At 34.6% G+C, this 21,983-nt stretch carries 17 protein-coding genes and 1 pseudogene; 10 read left to right on the plus strand and 8 right to left on the minus strand.

Going from position 1 to position 21,983, the window contains the following annotated elements:
• Positions 1 to 4: 4 nt before the first annotated feature.
• Both C8C87_RS00455 and C8C87_RS00460 read left to right on the plus strand, forming a co-directional pair.
• On the plus strand, positions 5 to 931 hold the full coding sequence (locus tag C8C87_RS00455) for a type IX secretion system membrane protein PorP/SprF (RefSeq protein WP_121340750.1): 927 nt from the start codon (positions 5 to 7) through the stop codon (positions 929 to 931).
• 15 nt (positions 932 to 946) lie between these two features.
• The gene (locus C8C87_RS00460; RefSeq protein WP_121340751.1) at positions 947 to 2,890 is read left to right on the plus strand and encodes an OmpA family protein; all 1,944 of its coding nucleotides are present in this window, start codon (positions 947 to 949) and stop codon (positions 2,888 to 2,890) included.
• A gap of 158 nt (positions 2,891 to 3,048) precedes the next feature.
• On the opposite strand, the gene C8C87_RS00465 is transcribed toward C8C87_RS00460, so the two are convergent.
• Positions 3,049 to 3,717 carry a hypothetical protein gene (locus tag C8C87_RS00465; protein ID WP_121340752.1) on the minus strand — a complete coding sequence of 223 codons (669 nt, stop codon included), beginning with the start codon at positions 3,715 to 3,717 and terminating at the stop codon, positions 3,049 to 3,051.
• A gap of 404 nt (positions 3,718 to 4,121) precedes the next feature.
• On the opposite strand from C8C87_RS00465, the gene C8C87_RS00470 reads away from it, so the two are divergent.
• Entirely contained in the window at positions 4,122 to 5,396 is a 1,275-nt protein-coding gene (locus C8C87_RS00470) for a Y-family DNA polymerase (RefSeq protein WP_121340753.1), read from the plus strand.
• Entirely contained in the window at positions 5,387 to 5,827 is a 441-nt protein-coding gene (locus C8C87_RS00475) for a LexA family transcriptional regulator (RefSeq protein WP_099713767.1), read from the plus strand. Before C8C87_RS00470 ends, C8C87_RS00475 begins: the two co-directional genes overlap by 10 nt.
• Positions 5,828 to 5,925: 98 nt before the next feature.
• Here C8C87_RS00475 and C8C87_RS00480 read toward each other — a convergent pair whose 3' ends face one another.
• The 5 genes from C8C87_RS00480 to C8C87_RS00500 form a co-directional block, all read right to left on the minus strand.
• The gene (locus tag C8C87_RS00480) at positions 5,926 to 9,102 is read right to left on the minus strand and encodes an efflux RND transporter permease subunit (RefSeq protein WP_121340754.1); all 3,177 of its coding nucleotides are present in this window, start codon (positions 9,100 to 9,102) and stop codon (positions 5,926 to 5,928) included.
• A gap of 77 nt (positions 9,103 to 9,179) precedes the next feature.
• The gene (locus C8C87_RS00485) at positions 9,180 to 10,241 is read right to left on the minus strand and encodes an efflux RND transporter periplasmic adaptor subunit (RefSeq protein ID WP_099713765.1); all 1,062 of its coding nucleotides are present in this window, start codon (positions 10,239 to 10,241) and stop codon (positions 9,180 to 9,182) included.
• A 5-nt stretch (positions 10,242 to 10,246) separates the two neighbouring features.
• Complete coding sequence (locus tag C8C87_RS00490) at positions 10,247 to 11,587, minus strand: TolC family protein (protein WP_099713764.1); 1,341 nt, start codon at positions 11,585 to 11,587, stop codon at positions 10,247 to 10,249.
• A 3-nt stretch (positions 11,588 to 11,590) separates the two neighbouring features.
• A complete protein-coding gene (locus tag C8C87_RS00495; protein WP_099713763.1) occupies positions 11,591 to 12,187 on the minus strand; it encodes a TetR/AcrR family transcriptional regulator in 597 nt (198 codons plus the stop codon).
• A 125-nt stretch (positions 12,188 to 12,312) separates the two neighbouring features.
• Positions 12,313 to 12,834 (minus strand): YceI family protein, encoded by a 522-nt coding sequence (locus tag C8C87_RS00500; protein ID WP_121340755.1) that lies wholly within the window; start codon positions 12,832 to 12,834, stop codon positions 12,313 to 12,315.
• Positions 12,835 to 13,031: 197 nt separating this feature from the next.
• On the opposite strand from C8C87_RS00500, the gene C8C87_RS00505 reads away from it, so the two are divergent.
• Positions 13,032 to 14,000 (plus strand): polyprenyl synthetase family protein, encoded by a 969-nt coding sequence (locus C8C87_RS00505; RefSeq protein WP_121340756.1) that lies wholly within the window; start codon positions 13,032 to 13,034, stop codon positions 13,998 to 14,000.
• A 137-nt stretch (positions 14,001 to 14,137) separates the two neighbouring features.
• On the plus strand, positions 14,138 to 14,488 hold the full coding sequence (locus C8C87_RS00510) for a hypothetical protein (protein ID WP_121340757.1): 351 nt from the start codon (positions 14,138 to 14,140) through the stop codon (positions 14,486 to 14,488).
• A gap of 34 nt (positions 14,489 to 14,522) precedes the next feature.
• On the opposite strand, the gene C8C87_RS00515 is transcribed toward C8C87_RS00510, so the two are convergent.
• Positions 14,523 to 15,065, minus strand: coding sequence for a hypothetical protein (locus C8C87_RS00515; protein WP_233549981.1), 543 nt, complete (start codon positions 15,063 to 15,065; stop codon positions 14,523 to 14,525).
• Between the two features lie 119 nt (positions 15,066 to 15,184).
• Here C8C87_RS00515 and C8C87_RS00520 point away from each other — a divergent pair, with 119 nt between their 5' ends.
• From C8C87_RS00520 to C8C87_RS00530, 3 genes are all read left to right on the plus strand, one after another.
• A complete protein-coding gene (locus C8C87_RS00520; RefSeq protein WP_121340758.1) occupies positions 15,185 to 17,959 on the plus strand; it encodes a 2-oxoglutarate dehydrogenase E1 component in 2,775 nt (924 codons plus the stop codon).
• Between the two features lie 96 nt (positions 17,960 to 18,055).
• Positions 18,056 to 19,279 (plus strand): 2-oxoglutarate dehydrogenase complex dihydrolipoyllysine-residue succinyltransferase, encoded by a 1,224-nt coding sequence (gene odhB / locus C8C87_RS00525; protein ID WP_121340759.1) that lies wholly within the window; start codon positions 18,056 to 18,058, stop codon positions 19,277 to 19,279.
• Between the two features lie 87 nt (positions 19,280 to 19,366).
• Positions 19,367 to 20,602: a TCR/Tet family MFS transporter gene (locus C8C87_RS00530; protein ID WP_121340760.1), complete on the plus strand. Its 1,236-nt coding sequence runs from the start codon at positions 19,367 to 19,369 to the stop codon at positions 20,600 to 20,602.
• Here C8C87_RS00530 and C8C87_RS00535 read toward each other — a convergent pair.
• Positions 20,580 to 21,014: pseudogene (locus tag C8C87_RS00535) on the minus strand (retropepsin-like aspartic protease); the annotation flags it as partial. The gene C8C87_RS00530 and the pseudogene C8C87_RS00535 overlap by 23 nt on opposite strands.
• 149 nt (positions 21,015 to 21,163) lie before the next feature.
• On the opposite strand from C8C87_RS00535, the gene C8C87_RS00540 reads away from it, so the two are divergent.
• Positions 21,164 to 21,931 (plus strand): TatD family hydrolase, encoded by a 768-nt coding sequence (locus tag C8C87_RS00540; protein WP_121343248.1) that lies wholly within the window; start codon positions 21,164 to 21,166, stop codon positions 21,929 to 21,931.
• Positions 21,932 to 21,983 lie beyond the last annotated feature (52 nt).

The following is a 21,983-nucleotide window of genomic DNA, read 5'->3' on the forward strand; positions in this document are numbered from 1 at the left end:
GAATATGAAAACAAAATTAATATTAATTCTACTGTTGCTGTCTGGTACTATTAGAGCACAGCAAGACGCCCAGTTTACACAGTATATGTACAATACGATTAACGTGAATCCTGCTTATGCAGGATCACGGCAGTCGATGAATATTTTTGCTTTACACCGTACACAATGGGTTGGTTTAGATGGTGCGCCAGTAACCAATACTGCATCAATCAATACTCCTCTGAAAAACACTAATATGGGTATTGGAGTTTCTATTATTAATGATAAAATAGGACCATCTGATGAGAGCAATTTAGCGGTTGATTTCTCGTATAGTATTAATACATCTGAAGAGTTCAAGCTGTCTTTTGGGATTAAAGCATCAGCTAATTTATTGAATATAAATTTTGATAAATTAAATCAATATGATGCAAATGATTATAGCTTTGAAAATAATGTCGATGATAAATTTTCACCAAACATTGGTGTTGGTCTTTATTGGTATTCTGACAAAACATACATTGGTTTATCTGCTCCCAATTTATTAGAAACCAAACATTTTGACAAGTACGCAGGAACAGGTGCAAATTCATATATTGCTAAGGAAAGAATCAATTACTATTTAACTGCGGGACATGTATTTGATTTGAATTACAATTTAAAGTTTAAACCTGCCCTGATGACTAAATTAGTTCAAGGTGCTCCATTACAAGTTGATATATCAGCAAATTTCCTGTTTAATGAAAAATTCACTCTTGGTGCTGCATACAGATGGAGTGCCGCTGTAAGTGCATTAGTAGGATTTCAAGCAACTGATTCATGGTTCATAGGTTATGGATATGATTTAGAAACTACACGATTAGCAAACTATAATTCAGGATCCCATGAGATTTTTTTGCGATTTGAATTGTTTAAAAAATACAATAAAATTACATCTCCAAGATTCTTCTAAATTCAAGATAGTGATATGAAACTAAGCTCTAAATATTTCAGTTATTGTGCAATCCTTTTGTTGTTTACCTTACATGGATTTGGCCAGAATAAGAGTGTCGTCAATGCCGATAAAAAATTTGATGATTACTCTTTTATAGATGCTATCGATACTTATGAGAAAGTAGCAGATAAAGGTTATAAAGATGAAAAAATGTTTCAAAAACTAGGCGACTCCTATTATTTTATTGCTGATTTAGTTAAAGCAGAAAAATGGTACACGGAACTTTTTAGTATGAATGAAGTACAAGAAACAGAATATTATTACAGATATTCACAATCATTAAAAGCAATAGGGAATTATACCAAAGCGGATAAAATGCTTGAAAAATTCATTGCTAAATCTGCCAATGATGAAAGAGGAAAACTTTTTGCAAATCAAAGAAATTATTTAGAAGATATTAAAACAAATTCTGGGCGATACGAAATAGCAGATGCAGGTGTAAATTCGGAATATTCAGATTACGGAAGTTCTTTTTATGATAAGAATCTTATTTTTACTTCTGCCAGAGATATTGGAGGTGTGTCCAAAAATGTATTCATGTGGAATAACGAATCCTTTACCAATTTATATTTGTCTGAAATAAAATCAGATACTGACATGGGTAAACCGGAGTTGTTTAGTAGCAGTATTAATACTAAATTTCATGAATCTACTCCTGTTTTTACAAAAGATGGTAACACGATGTATTTTACCAGAAATAATTATTTAGACGGTAAAAAACAAAAAGATTCCCGAAAAGTTACGTTACTAAAACTTTATAAAGCAACTAAAGTAGACGAAAAATGGGTAAACGTACAAGAACTTCCTTTTAACAGTAATGAGTATAGTGTAGCCCACCCAACTTTGAGCCTTGATGAGAAAACCTTATATTTTGCTTCTGATATGCCCGGAACAAATGGATTGTCGGATCTGTTTACCGTGACTATTAATGCAGATGGAACCTTTGGTAAACCGCAAAATTTAGGTTTTCCAATAAATACTGAAGCGAGAGAAACATTTCCTTTTATTTCACAGGAGAATAAATTATATTTTGCTAGTGATGGTCATCCGGGTTTAGGCGGTTTAGATATTTTTGTTGTAAATCTAGCGGTCAACAACGGAACGAAAACAATTAAAAATATCGGAGCTCCAATCAATAGCTCTAAAGATGATTTTTCATTTTTAATTGACAGTAAAAATCACAAAGGTTTCTTCACTTCTAATAGAGATGGAGGTAAGGGGTCTGATGATATCTATAAATTTACAGAGTTGCCTAAACCTATTTGTGTACAAATATTGAAGGGTGTAATTACGGATCAGGATTCTGGAGCAGTGCTTTCAAATTCAAAAGTTAGCTTGTTTGACGAGAAATTTAATTTGATTAAAGAGATAACTACAAATGCAGATGGTTCATATGCTTTTGATGTAGTATGTGAAAAAATGTATTATGTGAGAGTTCAGAATCAGGATTATGAAACAAAAGAAGGACCACTGACTATAGCTGAAACTTCAGGAGAAACAAGGCATCCAGTGAGTTTGCAAAAGATTAAAAAACCAATTTTGGTTGGTACAGATTTAGCAAAAATGCTCAACATACCAAGGCTTTATTTTGATGTAAATAAGTCTGTTATTAGAAAAGATGCTGCATTTGAATTAGAAAAAATTCTAATAGTATTGAAAGAATATCCAACCATGAAAATAGATATTCGTTCGCATACTGACAGCAGACAAACTGATAAATATAATGAATCTTTATCTGATAGACGAGCACAAGCTACAAAGGCGTGGTTAATTGCCAATGGAATTACTACAGATCGATTGACCGCTAAAGGATATGGTGAATCTCGTTTAATAAATAAATGTGGTGACAATGTTCCATGTACTGAGGAAGAACATCAAGCAAATAGACGTAGCGAATTCATCGTTACATCTATCTAATACATTTCAGTCAAATTAAAAAAATGCCCACAAAAAGGTTCTACTTTTTGTGGGCATTTTTATTTAATAAAATCAAGTAAGATTACGCATTAAAAAAAATTCCCGCTGATACAACTACCAGCAGGAATTTCAAACAAACCATTTATATAACTAACTAACTATCTTCTGTCTATTCTGATGGCTACACTTCCTGATACTCTAGTATCCTCGATTTTGGCTTTTGTACCATTTGTTCTGTAATAGTAGTAGTCATCATCATTCGAGTTTTGGCTGTTGCCATAATCGTTGCTTCCGTTGTTGTTTTGGCTATATTCATAACCTCTACCACCTTTTACGGCTCCAACAATATCAACAATTTGACCACGACGGTTGTAGATAATTTCTAAACCACCCACTCGTTCCAAAGCATAACGGTTGTATGTCATGTAAACTGAACCCACTCGTTTAACTCTATCATTTGAGTCATAGTTGATCATCACGTTTCCAATACGTCTTACTCTGCCCATGTTGTCGTGTTCTACTTTTACACCATAATTTCCGTTGCGAACATTTGCTGGTGCACCATACGTTTTATTCATGCCACCTTTTTTGCTTGCTTTATAATACATACCGCCAGTTGAACCGGTTGAAGGGCGTGTATTAAAATCAAATTGTCCGTCAGCGAATATGAAGAACTCAATTCCTCTTTCTGTGAACACAATTGGGTCGGCGTCTCTAAAATCTACAGGAGATCTTCTTTCTACAGAGAAATCGATTTTCTCTGCTGCGTTTGCTACACTACCTCCAAATACGAAGATACTAGCTACTAAAAGGGTAATTTTTTTCATGATAATTATATTTTAAATTTTGCCTACTCTTGAGCTTTTCGGCTTTCGCTTTTTTTACTTATTTGATTAGGTATATCCAAGTAGCGTGCCAAAGATTTGAATCGTGGTTTTGTATTTTTAGATTAAGAATTGATTTTTTGTTTTTAAAATACTTAAAATCAGTATGTTGTTGTTTGTAAAAAAATATAAAATAATTTTATTCAGAAGCGAATATTAAGATTTTTTTAATACAATTCTTGTTGGACCCGATACGTTCTCTTGTGCTTTTGACGAAGAAATAATCTCAAGAAAAGAGAAATCACCTCATTTTTAAAAATATTTTTATATAAAACTACTTATCAACATTACTTAAAATTAACTTTTGTTACGAACTCGCATCAATGGATATTGAGTAATTTTGTAACATGTATGCTTTAGTCGATTGTAATAATTTTTATGCTTCCTGCGAACGTGTTTTTCAACCGGAATTCGTTGGGAAACCCGTTGCAATATTGTCAAATAATGACGGCTGTGTGATTTCCAGAAGCAATGAAGCAAAGGATGTTGGGGTTCCTATGGGTGCGCCAATATTCAAGATTAGGGAATTGGTAAAAGAGAAAAATGTAAAAGTGTTTTCTTCGAATTATCCGCTTTATGGAGATTTGAGTAATCGGGTGATGGCAATTTTAGGCCAATTTACACCTAATCTAGAAATTTACAGCATCGACGAAGCCTTCCTGAATTTTGATGGTTTGACTATTTCCGATTATCATGATTATGGAATCCAAATGAAAACCCGCGTGCAAAAATGGGTAGGAATTCCCGTTTGCATTGGTTTTGCACCCACAAAAGCATTGTCAAAAGTAGCCAATAAAATTGCCAAGAAATTCCAAGGCAGAACGCAAGGTGTTTATGTTATTGACACGGAAGAAAAGCGCATTAAAGCCTTGAAATGGACAAAAATTGAAGATGTTTGGGGCATTGGTTATCGGATGAATAAAAAGATGAAAGCCAAAAATATTGTGACTGCTCTAGATTTTACAGCACCACAACACGAAGCTTGGATCAGGAAAGAAATGGGCGTAACAGGACTGCGTTTAAAATACGAACTCGAGGGTAAATCCGTTTTGGATTTAGAACCCATTGTTGATCAAAAGAAAAGTATTGCAACCACCAGAAGTTTCCCAAAACAAATTGCTGATTTTGATTTGCTGCGCGAACGTGTTGCCACTTTTGCTGCGGTTTGTGCAGAGAAATTGCGGAAGCAAAACTCCTGCTGTCATACTATTATCGTAATGTTAGTAGTTGATAAACATACGGTGGAAACCTCGAAATATTATTTTAACATGGCGATTACGTTGCCTTATGCATCAAATTCTACACTGACGATTTCCAATGCAGCAATTGATATCTTGAAAAAACTGCACAAAGGAAATGAAACTATAAAATTCAAGAAAGCGGGCGTCATCGTTACCGAATTGATTGATCAGGACAAGAAACAGTTGCAGTTGTTTGACGAGGAAAACCCAAAACATTTGGTGCTGATGAAAGTGATGGATGGCCTCAATAACAAGATTGGAGATAAAAAAGTAAAGCTGGCTACGCAAAATTTAAGTTTGACCTGGAACATGAATCAGAATCATTTGTCACCCAGATACACCACTAATTTTAAAGATATTCTCGAAATAAAATGTCAATAAACAAAGAGCAAAAATTAAATTTTTTTCTGCCTGATTTTGAAAGTGAATTGCGAATTCCTTTCATAAACGAAGGTGTTTCGGCTGGATTTCCATCGCCAGCGGCTGATTTTATGGAAACGAATATTGATTTGAACAAGGAATTGAGTGAAAATCCGTTGGCGACTTTTTACATCAAAGTCAAAGGAAATTCCATGATTGATGCCGGAATCAATGACAAGGATGTTCTTGTTGTGGATAGAAGTTTAGAACCGCAGAACAATAAAATTGCAATTTGTTTTATCGATGGAGAATTTACTGTAAAACGCATGCAACTCGAGAAAGACTGTTTGTATCTGATGCCAGAAAATCCAAGTTATTCTCCGATAAAAGTCACCGAAGAAAACCAATTAATCATTTGGGGAATTGTGACCTATGTGATTAAAAAGGTATAAAAAGCGAGTCGTTACCATTATTAAAATGGAATTTTTAACCATAAAAAAAACCTGTTCAAATAAATGAACAGGTTTTCTGTTTTAAAAACAATTACGTTTTATACGGTATGTTTCGGATTAAATCCGTCTTCGCTTAATTCAGTGTGCACATAATCAGCAACCATTTCAGCTTCATAATCAACTTTTTCTCCTTTAGAAAGTCTATTGATGGCTTTTTCCATAATTTGGTAAATTACAGGAACTACGACCAAGGTTAAGAATAATGAGGAAATTAATCCCCCAATAATTACCCAAGCCAAACCGTTTTTCCATTCAGCTCCAGCTCCAGAGGCTAATGCAATTGGGAACATACCAAACACCATCGCGATAGTTGTCATCAAAATTGGACGAAGACGCGCATGATTCGCTTGGATTAATGCTGTCCTAACCGTTTCACCAGCTTTACGCCTTTGGTTGGTATAATCTACAAGCATAATCGCGTTTTTACAAACTAGACCAATAAGCATGATGATACCTAAAATAGTAAATATATTCAGTGTATTATTGGTTAAAGCCAAAGCCAACATTGCTCCAATAAAGGAAAGCGGAATCGCAAACAATACTACAAATGGATGTGCAAAACTATCGTATAATGAAACCATTACCAGGTAAACCAAGATAATCGCAGCTAATAATGCAATTCCTAATGTACCAAAACCTTCACTTTGGTTTTCCTGATCACCACCCCAAATGTAATTTACACCTGTTGGTTTTTTCAATTTTTCAATTTTTTCTTGCCATTGTGATACAATTGTTCCTGAAGCTACACCCACATTCTGACCTTTTACAGTTACCGATGCCGATTTGTCTCTTCGTTCTAATTCACTTGGTCCAGAACCTTCGGTTACGGTTGCAAATTGATTCAGTTTTATTTGCTGCCCCATATCATTAATGAAGATCAAGTTACTTACATCGGCAATACTTTTTCTGTCGAATGCATTGTACTTAATATTGATGTCGTATTCGTATTCACCAGCTCTAAATCTACCATCAGTATTTCCACTAAAAGCAGTTTGCATGGTAATACCTACTGTTTGCAAACTCAATCCCAGAGCTGCCATTTTATCTCTATCCACTTTTACGTTCACTTCCGGATTTCCATCTTCTACTGATAATTCGATTTCTGTTGCTCCTGGAATGGTACGTAATTCTTTTTCGGCTGCTTTTGCAAATTGCATGGCGCTTTCTACATTTGGACCAGTTACAATTAATCCTAAAGTCGCATCTTCTGCAGTTCCTAAAATACCAACTGGAACCGTTTTAACTTTTGCTCCAACTAATATTTTTTCTAATTTACGTTTTGTTTTTGCAGCATATACATTTGCAGGTTCATCACGTTTGTCTAATCCAACCATTTTAACGTTTATCTCAGACTTGTAAGCAGTTGCTTGCGAAGCACCAAGACCTTCACTGGTTTGACCAATCGTTGTAATTTGACTAAAAACATACTCTTCGTTCTTCAAAAATGCTTCTGCTTTTTGCGTCATGAAATTGGTTTGCTCTAATGAAGCATCTTTTGGCATTTCTATTTGAACTAAAAACTCACCACTATCAGACGCTGCAAAGAATTCTCCACCAATAAATCCACCACCAAATAAACTAATCATAGAACCAAAAAAGATTACTAAAACGATAGCCAGTGTTTTAAAATAATGATCCAAACACCATTCTAATAATCCTGAAACCCAATTTGTAAAGCGTGTTAAATAGCTTTCAAATCCAAGGATGATTTTTCCAAAAAGGTTTTTACCTTCAATGTGTTCTAATTTTCCATATCGTGAAGACAACCATGGAATAATTGTAAATGAAGCTACTAAAGACAACAATGTTGAAATAATTACCGTTACACAGAATTGCGTAATAATGTTAGAAACCAATCCGGTACTCATTGCAATTGGTAAAAATACCACCACAATTACTAAAGTAATCGATACAACGGTACCACCAATTTCCGCAGTTCCATCATAGGCTGCACGAACCTTGTTTTTACCCATTTCCATGTGCCTGTAAATATTCTCCAGAACCACAATGGCATCATCCACAAGAATACCTACAACAAGAGACAGACCTAATAAACTCATTAAGTTTAAAGTATATCCCATCAAATAAATTCCGATGAAAGTAGCAATTAATGAAGCAGGAATAGAGACCATTACAATCAACGAGTTTCTAATACTGTGCAAGAAAAACAACATTACAAGTGCAACTAAAAGTACTGCAATAAGTAAATCATGTACAACAGCATCAGCAGCTTCTAGCGTAAAAATGGTACTGTCTTTTGCAATTTCTAATTTTAAACCATTCGCTTTATAATCGGTTTCCAGTTTAGCAATTGTTTTAACTAATTCTTCACTTACCGCAACCGCATTGGCATCCGATTGTTTAATAATTTGTAAAATAATAGCACTTTTTTGATTGACACGCGCTACTTTTTCAGTGATTTTTTGAGTATCTTGAACATCAGCAATATCACTTAAACGAACTTGAATTCCGTTTTTAGAGGATACAACCAAGTTTCTTAATTCGTCAACATTTTTATATTTTCCAGCCAAACGAATTAATATTTTCTGCTCACGAGTTTGAATGTTTCCTGTTGGAAAATCCAAATTAGAAGATAAAATATTTTGTTGTACTTGCGGAACAGAAAGTCCGTAACCTTGCATTTTTACTGCATCAAGATTGACTTGAATTTCTCTTTCTTGTCCACCAATAATATTTACTTGCGCCACACCTTCTACTCGAGAAATAACGGGTGCTAATTTTTTATCAATTAAGTCGTAAAAAGCAACTTCATCCATTTTTCCGTTGGCACCAATAGTCATAATTGGTAAATCGCTTAAGGAAAATTTACTCAACGAAGGCGTTTCAACATCATCCGGTAAATCACTAAGAATAGCGTTTATTTTACGTTGCGCATCGTTCATAGAGATATTAACATCAGCCGAAGAGGTCAATGTAATAGACACGGTAGACAAACTTTCGTATGACTTCGAGTCTATTTTTTTAATATTTTCTAAGGATGCAATCGCATCTTCAATTTTTTTAGTTACCGTATTTTCTACCTCACTTGGAGACGCTCCAGGATAAATAGTAGCAACAGTAATTACATTGGTTTCGAATTTTGGAATCAATTCGTAGCCCAATTGGCTGTAACTGAACAGTCCTCCTAATGTTAGAATCGTAAATAATACGATAACTAATGAGGGACGTTTTATGGATATTTCTGCTAATTTCATTTTTTTCTTTGCTTTAGGCTTTAAGCTTTAGGCTTTAAGCGGTTTCTTTATGACTTTAAGACTATCGACTTTAAGACTTATTTTATAACGTCCACTTTAGATCCGTCTTGAAGGTTGATTTGACCTGTAACAATTACAGTTTCACCATCAGAAAGTCCGTTTAAAATTTCTACTTTATCACCAAGGATTCTTCCTGCAGTAACCGTTTTCAGTTTAGCAGTTCCATTTTCGATTACAAATATTTCGTTGCTGCTCACACTTCCTACAAAAGCATTTCTAGGAACAATCATCAACGATTGTTTTTGTTGGTTTGAAGCAAATTCAGCAGTTCCGTACATTCCGGCTTTCAAATCATTTGAAGCGTTATTAGCAATTTCTATTTCTACCGGAAAGTTCAAACTTGCATCTGCTTTTGGCGCGATGAAGGTAATTTTTCCAGAGAATGTAGCATCAGGATACACACTTGCTTTTACGGTAATCGTATTGCCTACTTTTAAACCTGCTACTTGATTTTCGTTAACGTTTACTTTTAATTTCAATTTTGAAACATTTACAATGTCAAACATTTGCGTAGCAGCGCCAAGAACTGATCCTGGTTCAATGTATTTTTTGTTTACGATTCCGTTAATTGTCGCTTTGATATTGGTATCGCCAATATTAACTTTTGCTTGTTGTAATCTTGATTTTGAAGTTACCAAATTCAATTTGGCCTGATCCAATTGTTGTTTCGTCACACCACCAGTTTTAAAAGCATTTTCAAAACGGCTGTAATCCGTCAATGCATTTTGATACGAAGCTTCTGCAGTTTGTAAATCAGCCGAAATTTGTTCGCTTCTTACAACTGCTAAAGTTTGACCTATTCTTACTCTGTCTCCTTCTTCAACTAAAACACGAACTACTCTTCCTGGTTTCTCAGCAGAAAAACTCAATTCTTGTAGTGGAGCAAAATTTCCATTTGCAGAAAAATCAAGAGAGACTTCTTCGATTTTTACGGTTGCAACTTTTACAGAAACACTGGCATTTTTCTCTGCAACAATAGCAGTTTTTGCTTCATTTTCTTCTTTGTTTTTCGTTAAAGTATATGCGATAACGCCTAAAGCTGCTAAAATTGCTACTATGATTATTATATTTTTTTTCATTTTTGTTAGTTATTTATAAGTGTTTTTAATTCGCCTTTTGATTTGATTAATTGTATTTCTGCCAGTTTATAGTCTAATATTGCAGATGTATAGTTGTTTTGCGCTTCAGTCAATGAGTTTTCAGCATCCAGTAAATCAGTTAAAGAGGCTAATCCTTGTACATAATTGTTTCTGGTGTTGTCTAAAACTTCTTTAGCTAATTGCGCATTTTCTCTTTGATTGTTGATAGTGGTTAAGCTATTGTCAATTTGCGTTTTTGCATTGGCAAAAGCCAAATCAAGAGATAATTTTGTATCGTTGATATCTTCTTTTATGGTTCTCAAATCAATATCGGCTTGTCTTACTTTGGAACGAGTACTAAATCCAGTAAAAATAGGCACTTTTAAATTCAATCCAATTGAAGAGAAATCAGACCAATACACGCCGTCAGATGGTTTTCCTCCAATAGGCATTTTTGGACCCTGACCAATATAATTGTATCCTGCGTTCAATGATAATGTTGGGTAATATCCAGCTTCAACTGCCTTTTTTTGATAAAATAAAAGTTGTTCTTGTTTTTTCAAAAGCAAATATTCTGTTCTGTTTGCCGTATTTGGAACTTCTGACAATGATTGTGGGCTCACTTCAAATGCCGTTTGTGGAATCTCGATTTGAGTTTCTATTGGCATTCCCATGTAAAATTTCAATGCATTTTCTTGAATTTGAACTGCATTCAAAACTTGTTGACGTTGCGTATTGATGTTTGAAATCCTTACTAAAGTTCGATCCAAATCAATTTTTTTGGCTAGACCATTATCATATTGACCTTTAATGATGTCTTTTACTTTAGTGGTATTTTTATACATACTGTCAATAACAGTCAGTTTTTGTCTTTGAACATAAACCTGATAATAATTATTGGCCACGCGTTCAATTACTTGCTCTTCAGTTAATTGTTCGTTGATTTGGTAAAACTCTCTAGTGGATTTTGCCGCTTTCAAACCTGTAAAAACCGTTTGGTCGAATATAGCTTGTGTCAAAGAAACACCGGCTGTTGAAACCCATTTTTGACCAAAAGCAGCCTGAATGGTTGTTCCCGGTGCGCCAAATCCTGCACCATCAATAACGGTTGTTTGTATTATAGGATTGTAAGTCAAATTACCGTTAGCAGAAATTTGAGGTAACGCTTGTGAACGCACTTCCTGAATTTGGTACTCACTATTTTCTACTTGTAGTTTTGCTTTTTTGGCTTCCGCTTTATTTTCTAAAGCGTAGTTAATCGCTTCTTTTAGCGTAAGTGATTTGACTTCTTGTGCATTGGCGCCAAGTGCAAATGTTAGGGTTAATAGTGTGATTATTTTTTTCATTGTTTATGTAATTGGATTAAGTAAGTTTTTTTCTAATTCGGTAATTCCTTTTTCTGTTGCCATTGCTCTTGTGTGGTATTCTAAAGCATCAAATTCAAGGCTATAAGCTTCTCTTTCTGAAGGTGTGTTCTCGTTAATACTGAAAATTAAGTAATAGTAAAACTTTATATAAGATTCAATATTTAGGCTTTCTCTGTACAAACCTTGTGCAATTCCTTTTTCAATATTCTGTCTAAAACAAAATTCACATTCATCAACTTGAAACTTTAAGGCGTTTTTGTAAACTTCCGGGTAATGTTTTTTTAATTGATAAATAGGTGATGTTTCAGATGATTTAAACATATCATCAAACATGCGTCTGATTTGAAAGTTTTCTTCAATGGCATTGTAGTTTTTAGAAGTTACTTCCTCAATAAGTTGGCGCACTTCTTTGTGAATGATTTGAACACTTTCCTCTATCAATAATTCTTTATTGGCAAAATATTTATAAATCGTTTTCTTGGAAATGCACATTTCACCGGCAATATCATCCATAGTAATACTTTTGAAACCAAGTTTCAAAAACATCTCTTTTGCTTTGGATATAATTTTCTCTTTCATTTTCTTTATTCTTAATCAGTTGTGATTTATTTAAACTGTTAAATTTGGTGCAAATGTAATTTGGAAACTTTGAAAACCAAAATAGTTTCCTTAAATTTTATGTTTATTTAACATTTGCTTTCTTATTAAGCGGTTAATTCTAAGTTTGCCATGAACTTAATGTCTTGTCCTAAAGCTAAACCGCCAGTTTGATTAAATGAAGTAAAGTTCAAACCAAAGTCTTTGCGATTAATATGACCAGTTATTTCAAAGGCAGCTTTTTGATCGCCATCATACGTATTGAATCCAATGAATTCAGCATCAAGCTCCACTACTTTTGTGATGTTTTTTATGGTAAGATTTCCTTTCAAAAAATTGATGTTTTTATTGACTTTTTCGAATGAGGTCGACTTGAAACTAATAATTGGAAACTGCTTAATGTCGAATAAGTCATTCAACCCCAGATGAGTATCTATTTGTTCTAGTTTTGCATCTTTATTATTAACATCCAAAGAGAATTCAATCGAAGCATCTTCTATTTGATTATCCTCAATATCAATATGTCCGTTGAATTTATTTATGGAACCTGCCAGATAAGCAATTATTGAGTGTCTCATTTTTATCAGAACATCTGATTGATTCGAGTCAACTGTCCATTTTGTTTTCATAATTCGTTGCGTTGTATTTGGAATTTATTTTAAAACCGCTAAAGATTTCAAAACGTTAAATTTTCGTTGGCAAATGTAAGAAGGAAACTTTGAATACTAAAATAGTTTCCAATGTATTTTGATTTATTTAACATTTGATGACAAAAGGGAGTTTGTAATGCAAATTGAATACTGTAAATTAGCCAAAAAATTATTTTATGCATTCTATTTACCAGTATCAAGAGTTTCTTTCGGATTATTTGAAATCACAATATGAAACCAAAGAACCGAGAAATCTATACGAACCCATACATTATATATTAGATCTTGGTGGGAAAAGAATGCGTCCGGTGCTTACATTAATGAGTGCAGAGGTTTTTGATGCAGATTATAAAAAAGCGTTACCGGCAGCTTTGGCTGTTGAAGTTTTTCATAATTTCTCATTGGTTCATGATGATATTATGGATGATGCGCCATTGCGAAGAGGACAGGAAACGGTGCACGAGAAATGGAATTTAAACACCGGAATCTTATCTGGTGACGCCATGCTGATTTTAGCGTACCAATATTTCGAACAATATGAACCTATTATTTTTCGGGATTTAGCGAAGTTATTTAGCAAAACCGCTCTTGAAGTTTGTGAAGGTCAACAGTGGGACGTTGATTTTGAAGAAAGAAATGACGTTACCATTCCTGAATACCTGAAAATGATTCAATATAAAACCGCCGTTTTGGTTGCTGCGGCCATGAAAATGGGAGCGATTATAGCAGAAACTTCAGAAGAAAACGCAAATTTAATTTATGATTTTGGACTGAATTTAGGTTTGGCTTTTCAATTACAAGATGATTTTCTAGACGCTTTTGGTGATCCGGAAACCTTTGGAAAACAAGTAGGTGGAGATATTATAGAAAATAAAAAAACGTATTTATATCTTAAAGCAGTTGCTTTTTCAAATGAAGCAGAAGAATTAAGGCGATTGTTCTCCATTCAGCCAGAAGATAATACGGAGAAGATCAAAACGGTAAAAGAACTTTTTAATAGCTCAGGTGCTTCAAAAGCAACTCAAGATGCGATTCAGGATTTTACGTTTAAGGCTTTTCAAACGTTGGATAAAATGAATATCAGCGTAGATAAAAAAGAAATGTTGAAGGCTTTTGGTGAAAACTTAATGGGAAGAAAAGTTTAGATTTTTGATTGCAGAAGTTTTACTTCGGATAAATAATGGTTTATTTCAAAAATCAGTATAATTCAAAAAAATCAAACATTTTGAGCAGTTTCTTAAAATCAAAAATCTAAATTCGTTAATCAACAATCTGAAATCAAATGTTTATAGTTCCAAAAAATACCGATTTACTACTTACTGAAGCAGAAGGCGAAAACTTATATTTGAAATTAATAGAACAAATGAATAAGGATTTTAATTTGGCTAATGAAGCAATTGATTTCCCTTTGAGTATTTCTCCGAATGAATTGAAGTTGCAATTGCATGAGAAAATCTACCGCCTTATTCAATACAAGTTTGCTGAATATCTCAATTTACTTTACATAATTGATGTTTCTGAGGAAGAAATAAAAAAACTAGACGGTTCTGATTTAGTAGTTCTTGCAGAACAAGTCGCTTTTTTGATTCTAAAAAGAGAATGGCAAAAAGTCTGGTTCAGGAATAAGTATTAGTTATTATTCGTATCCAGGTCAGAGTACGTTTATGTTAAAAATAAACTCTGATAAATGGCATAAAGGCACTGCCGTAAATATTATTCTTATCGGTCAAAACATTGTAGCGGGCACCAATTGTTGCATTTCCGGATCGGTAACCTGCACCAATAAACAATCCCGTATTCCAGTAATCTTGTGAATTACTATTGGATCCATCCAGATTTACATTAACCCTTAATTGTTCCAGTTCAGCGGAAAGTTGGATTTCTTGTATTGGATTAAAAAGACCTATAACACTGCCGCCATACAAATGGGAAGCGTAATAATCTCTTTGTTTTAAATATTTATATTGTAAGCCAACACCTAAAGCCACATAATCATTGAAATTGTAAATGGCACTTGGCGCCAATGAAATGTCCGTATAGCCAGAACCAAAGCCTAAACCTATTCCACCTCCAAATTGTACGTTCCTCCAAAACTCATTTTGGGTTTTAGTAGAGGATGTGTTTTGTTGTGCAAACAGGCAACTTGAAAAAAATAGGATAATAATCACCATTAATGATTTGGAATCGTCTAAAAAGCTATTCTTTGTCATAAGTTTTCAGTTTTTTAACATTTTTCAATGTAAAAGTATCTTAAAATAAATTATAAATTTATTCTATTATTGTACTTTTGCCAAACTATTTTAACAAAAAAGTATATTCACTAAATATTATGGATAGGTTTTCATTTTTAAACGCAGCACACACCGAATTTTTCGCACAATTATACGATCAATATTTAGAGAATCCAGATAGCGTTGAGCCAAGTTGGAGAGGTTTTTTTCAAGGTTTCGATTTTGGGATGACTACTTACAACGAGGAGAACAAGGTTGAACAAATCGCTAATTTTGCAGCTAATAATTCAGATATTAATTTAGTATCAGATAAGCTTCAAAAGGAATTTAATGTATTGAAATTAATAGATGGATACCGTTCTCGAGGGCATTTGTTTACCAAAACAAATCCGGTTCGTGAAAGAAGGACTTCATCACCTACACTTGAAATTTCGAATTTCGGACTTTCAGCAGCAGATTTAGATACTGTTTTTGACGCAGCAAAGGTTATCAATATACAACCGTGTACGCTTCAAGAAATTATAACTCACCTTGACACTATATATTGTCAGCATATTGGGGTGGAGTACATGTACATCCGTAATCCAGAAGTGGTGGAGTGGATTCAGAAAAAATTGGGGGTTAATGACAATCAACCTAAATTTTCTTTGGACGAAAAGAAATCAATTCTGAATAAATTAAACCAAGCTGTTTCTTTTGAAAACTTTTTGCATACTAAATATGTAGGTCAAAAACGTTTTTCTCTTGAAGGTGGAGAATCAATCATTCCGGCTTTGGATGCTTTAATTGAAAAAGCAGCCGAAAAAGGAGTAGAGCAGTTTGTAATGGGAATGGCACACCGTGGTCGTTTGAATGTTTTGGCAAATATTTTTGGCAAATCAACCCAAGATATTTTTGGTGAATTTGATGGTAAAGATTACGATCAAGAATACTTTGATGGAGATGTAAAGTACCATTTAGGACTTACTGCTGACAAAGTTACAAGCACCGGAAAAAAAATCAATATCAATTTGGCTCCAAATCCTTCGCATCTTGAAACTGTTGGTGCAGTTATCGAAGGAATTACAAGAGCAAAGCAAGACAAATATTTCCCTAACGATTTCTCTAAAGTATTGCCAATCGCTGTTCACGGTGATGCTGCAATTGCAGGTCAGGGAATTTTGTATGAGATTGTACAAATGGCACAACTTGACGGTTATAAAACTGGAGGAACAATCCATATTGTAATCAATAATCAAGTAGGTTTTACGACTAATTACCTTGATGCACGTTCTTCTACGTATTGTACGGATGTTGCCAAAGTAACACTTTCGCCAGTATTACACGTAAATGCAGATGATGCTGAAGCGGTAGTTCATGCGATGTCATTTGCGTTGGATTTCAGAATGCAATTTGGTCGCGATGTATTTATCGATTTACTAGGATATAGAAAATACGGACATAACGAAGGTGATGAGCCTCGTTTTACCCAACCGGTATTATACAAAATCATTGCAAAGCACAAAAATCCAAGAGATATCTACATGGACAAACTGCTTGCAGAAGGATTGATAGACAGTACTTTTGTAAAAGGATTAGAGCAAGAATACAAGTCAAACTTGGAAGTGAATTTAGAAGAATCGCGTAAAAAAGATTTGACTATTATCACTCCATTTATGAAGAATGAATGGAAAGGTTTTGAGCAAGTTTCAGATGTTGAAATGCTTAAAAAAGTAGATACTACTTTCCCAAAAGAAGGACTTACTGAAGTTGCAAACGTGATTTGTAACTTACCGACAGATAAAAAATTTATCAGCAAAATACAAAAACTGATCAACGACAGAAAAACAATGTTTTTCGAAACGAATAAGCTGGATTGGGCTATGGCCGAACATTTAGCGTATGGTTCGCTTCTGAAAGAAGGATACGATGTTCGTATTTCCGGACAAGATGTGGAGCGTGGGACATTCTCTCACCGTCATGCTGTTGTAAAAGTAGAAGATTCAGAAGAAGAAGTAACCTTGTTGAGTAATTTAGAAGGAGCAACCGGAAAATTCAATATTTTCAATTCTCTTTTATCTGAATACGGTGTTTTAGGATTTGATTATGGATATGCTTTGGCAAACCCAAATACATTAACCATTTGGGAAGCACAGTTTGGAGATTTCAGTAATGGAGCCCAAATTATGATTGACCAATACATCTCTTGTGGAGAAGATAAATGGAACAACCAAAACGGAATTGTTTTATTATTGCCTCACGGATATGAAGGACAAGGAGCAGAGCATTCCTCTGCAAGAATGGAGCGTTATTTACAACTTTGCGCCAGACATAATATGTATGTTGCCGATTGTACAACGCCAGCCAACTTCTTTCACTTGTTAAGAAGACAAATGAAAACGACTTTCCGTAAACCGCTTATTGTGTTTACACCAAAGAGTTTGTTGCGTGATCCAAGAGTAGTTTCTTCTGTTGAAGAATTTGCAACAGGAAGTTTCCAGGAAACATTTGATGATGAAACAGTGAATAAAGCCGATGTGAAAACATTAGTTTTCTGTACCGGAAAATTCTATTACGACATCACTGCCGAAAGAGAAAACAATGGTCGTAAAGATGTAGCAGTTGTTAGAATCGAACAATTATTCCCATTGCCTGTTGAGCAATTAAAAGCGATTATTGCTAAATATCCAAACGCTGATGATTATGTTTGGGCACAAGAAGAGCCAAAAAACATGGGAGCTTACAGTTACATGTTGATGAATTTCGATTTAGTAAAATGGAGATTGGCTTCACTAAAAGCCTACGCAGCTCCAGCGGCTGGAAGTTACACCAGAGCAAAACGTCGTCAGGCCGATGCTATAAAAATGGTTTTTGATAAAAATTTATTTAGATAGAAAAAAGTTTAAAGTTTAAGGTTTAAAGTCCCATTTGTAAAACTTTAAACCTTAAACTTTAAATGATTTAACTTTAAACTTTAAACTAAAAGAAAGATGATTTTAGAAATGAAAGTCCCATCACCAGGGGAATCTATAAAAGAAGTTGAAATTGCAACTTGGTTGGTAAAAGATGGAGATTATGTAGAGAAAGACCAAGCAATTGCTGAGGTTGATTCTGATAAAGCAACATTAGAATTGCCAGCAGAAGCAAGCGGAATCATTACTTTAAAAGCAGAAGAAGGCGATGCAGTAGCAGTAGGAGCGGTAGTTTGTTTAATCGATACTAGTGCAGCAAAACCAGCAGGTGATGCACCAGCAGCAGTTGAAGCTCCAAAAGCTGAAGTTAAAGCAGAAGCGCCAAAAGCGGCTCCGGTAGCAGCAGCTCCAGCAGCAACTTACGCTTCAGGAACTCCATCTCCAGCAGCAAGAAAAATATTAGACGAAAAAAATATAGCGCCAGCTTCCATAACAGGAACTGGAAAAGACGGAAGAATCACTAAAGATGATGCAGTAAATGCTGTGCCTTCAATGGGAACTCCTACAGGTGGTTCTCGTGGAACAGAGCGTACTAAATTATCAATGTTGCGTCGTAAAGTGGCTGAAAGATTAGTTGCCGCTAAAAACGAAACAGCAATGTTGACTACTTTTAACGAAGTAAATATGACGCCAATCAACTTGATTCGTAATGAGTACAAAGATGCGTTCAAAGCAAAACATGGTGGAATTGGTTTAGGATATATGTCTTTCTTTACTAAAGCAGTAACCAGAGCATTAAAATTATTCCCGGATGTAAACTCAATGATGGATGGTGATCATAAGATTGCTTTCGATTTTTGCGACATTTCAATTGCGGTTTCAGGACCAAAAGGATTAATGGTTCCTGTAGTTCGTAATGCGGAGAACTTGACTTTCCGTGGAGTTGAAGCAGATATTAAAAGATTGGCATTAAAAGCACGTGACGGGCAAATCACAGTTGATGATATGACTGGCGGAACGTTCACGATTACTAACGGTGGTGTTTTTGGAAGTATGTTGAGTACACCAATTATCAATCCTCCACAATCTGGAATCCTTGGAATGCACAACATTATAGAGCGTCCAATTGCTGTAAACGGTAAAGTTGAAATTCACCCAATGATGTACGTAGCGTTGTCTTATGACCATAGAATTATTGATGGTCGTGAGTCTGTTGGTTTCTTAGTTGCTGTAAAAGAAGCGTTAGAAAACCCAATGGAATTATTGATGGATAACAATCCTAAAAAAGCATTAGAACTATAGTTTTAAGGTTTTAGAATATAAAAAAATCCTGTTTAGTGTTTCTAAACAGGATTTTTTATTTATTTGTATTACTAACCAATACTATTTATGGCATCAAATAAAAAACAGGCCGCTATCAGCTTTATTTTCATCACAATGTTAATTGATATAACTGGTTGGGGAATTATCATTCCAGTTATTCCAAAATTAATTAAAGAATTAATTCACGGCGATGTTAGTGATGCAGCAAAATATGGTGGTTGGTTAACATTTGCTTATGCGATAACTCAATTTATGTTTGCACCTTTAATTGGTAATTTGAGTGATAAATTTGGTCGAAGACCCATAATTTTAATTTCGCTTTTTGCCTTTTCATTGGATTATATATTGTTGGCGTTTGCCCCAACGATTACATGGCTATTTATAGGAAGAGTAATTGCAGGATTAACAGGTGCGAGTATTTCAACCGCTTCAGCGTATATAGCCGATGTGAGCACGCCAGAAAACAGAGCCAAAAATTTCGGAATGATTGGTGTGGCTTTTGGGCTAGGATTTATAATTGGACCCGTTATAGGAGGAGTTTTGGGGCAGTACGGATCTAGAATTCCGTTTTATGCAGCAGCCGTCTTATGTATGCTAAATTTCTTGTACGGTTATTTTATTTTGCCCGAGTCATTATCAAAAGAAAATAGGAGACCAGTAAATTTAAAAAGAGCCAATCCAATTGGGGCTTTTTTGAATTTAAAAAAATACCCATCGTTATATGGATTATTGATTGCTTTGTTTTTGATTTATGTTGGATCACATGCTGTCGAAAGCAACTGGAGTTATTTCACTATGTACAAATTTAGTTGGGACGAAAAAATGGTAGGGATTTCGCTGGGCGTTGTTGGGGTTTTAGTAAGTCTTGTTCAAGGAGGATTGATACGATGGACTAGCCGAAAATTAGGAAATGAAAAAAGTATTTATGTTGGAATGGTATTATATACTATTGGAATGTTTTTGTTTGCTTTTGCTTCAGAGGGCTGGATGATGTTTCTCTTCTTGGTTCCGTATTGTCTTGCCGGTATTGCTGGTCCAGCATTGCGAGCTATAATTTCAAACCATGTTTTGCCATCAGAGCAAGGGGAAATTCAAGGAACTATTGCCAGTTTAATGAGCGCCGCAACTATTATTGGCCCGCCAGTAATGTCAGGTCTCTTTTATTATTTTACACATAAAGGGGCACCATTTGAATTTGCAGGAATGCCATTTATTCTTGGGGGTTTATTGATGATGATAAGTGGTGTTGTTGCTTATTTTTCGTTGAAAAAGTATAGTGTTTCAAATACAAACAATGATTAAAGTAATCGACAATTGCTTTCCCTTTCATTAAAATATCAGCACCTATAATGCCATGAACCGGTTTTGCCTTGTGTTGTGTTAGCGCTTCATTTACATGAGATAAATCAAAAATAACGAGTTCAAAATCAGAATCTTTCCAAGTACCAAGTTGCAATTGATTTTTTAAAGCCAGTTGCGTAAACATTCCTGTGGCTCCCGCACCAGCGGCTTTTGTCTTTGATTTTTTGGCTTCCAATAAAAACAAATCGACACTCTCAAATCCTACACAGCTGTTTGAAGCTCCTGTGTCTAGAATGAAGTTGCCTATTACACCATTGATTTTTGCTTTTATCAAAAGATGCTGTGTTTTAGTTATCTTAAATTTTACTTTTCTGTAGTTTTCTTTTTTAAGGATATCGTGTAGGTTCTTCATTATGCTGAATTTATTTCAGTGATTTATTTCTGTTTTACAAAGATACATGGAGTTAGTGAAGGAATTGTATGAATCTTTTTAAAACCATTTTTTCGACAACTTTTATTCTTGTAATTTTGTACCCTTAAACTTTACACTTGGAAGCAGCTATAACAATCACCGATACGCATACACATTTATATTCAGAGGAATTTGATCAAGACAGAAACGAAATGATTCAACGCGCTATTGATGCCGGTGTTTCCCGTTTTTTTATACCCGCAATCGATTCTTCCTGCACAGAATCGATGTATGAATTGGAGAAAAATCATCCCAATACTGTTTTCTTAATGATGGGGTTGCACCCAACGTATGTAAAAGACAATTATCAGGAAGAATTGCAACATGTGGAAAACGAATTGGCGAAAAGAAAATTCTACGCAGTGGGCGAAATCGGAATCGATTTGTATTGGGATAAAACCCATTTGCCTCAGCAACAAATCGCTTTCAAAAGGCAAATTCAATTGGCAAAACAATATAAATTACCTATTGTGATTCATTGTCGTGAAGCTTTTAATGAAATTTTTGAAATTCTGGAAGAAGAAAAATCAGATGATTTATTTGGGATTTTCCATTGTTTTTCAGGAACTTATGAGCAGGCATTACAGGCGATTTCGTACAATATGAAATTAGGAATAGGCGGAGTTGTGACTTTCAAAAACGGAAAAATCGACCAGTTTTTGAATCAGATAGATTTGAAACACATTGTTTTAGAAACGGATTCCCCATATTTAGCACCGATTCCTTATAGAGGAAAAAGAAACGAAAGTAGTTACATTGTTAATGTTGTAGATAAGTTAGCGCAAATTTATAGCCTTTCGGCAAATGATATTGCGGCAATAACAACGGAGAATTCTAAAGCTATTTTTGGGATTTAAAGTAGAATTCACCTTATTTTGATATTTTTTTTGTTCATTTGTCCACACAAAA

Origin of the sequence: Flavobacterium sp. 120 (assembly GCF_003633605.1) — a bacterium.
Classification (GTDB): domain Bacteria; phylum Bacteroidota; class Bacteroidia; order Flavobacteriales; family Flavobacteriaceae; genus Flavobacterium; species Flavobacterium algoritolerans.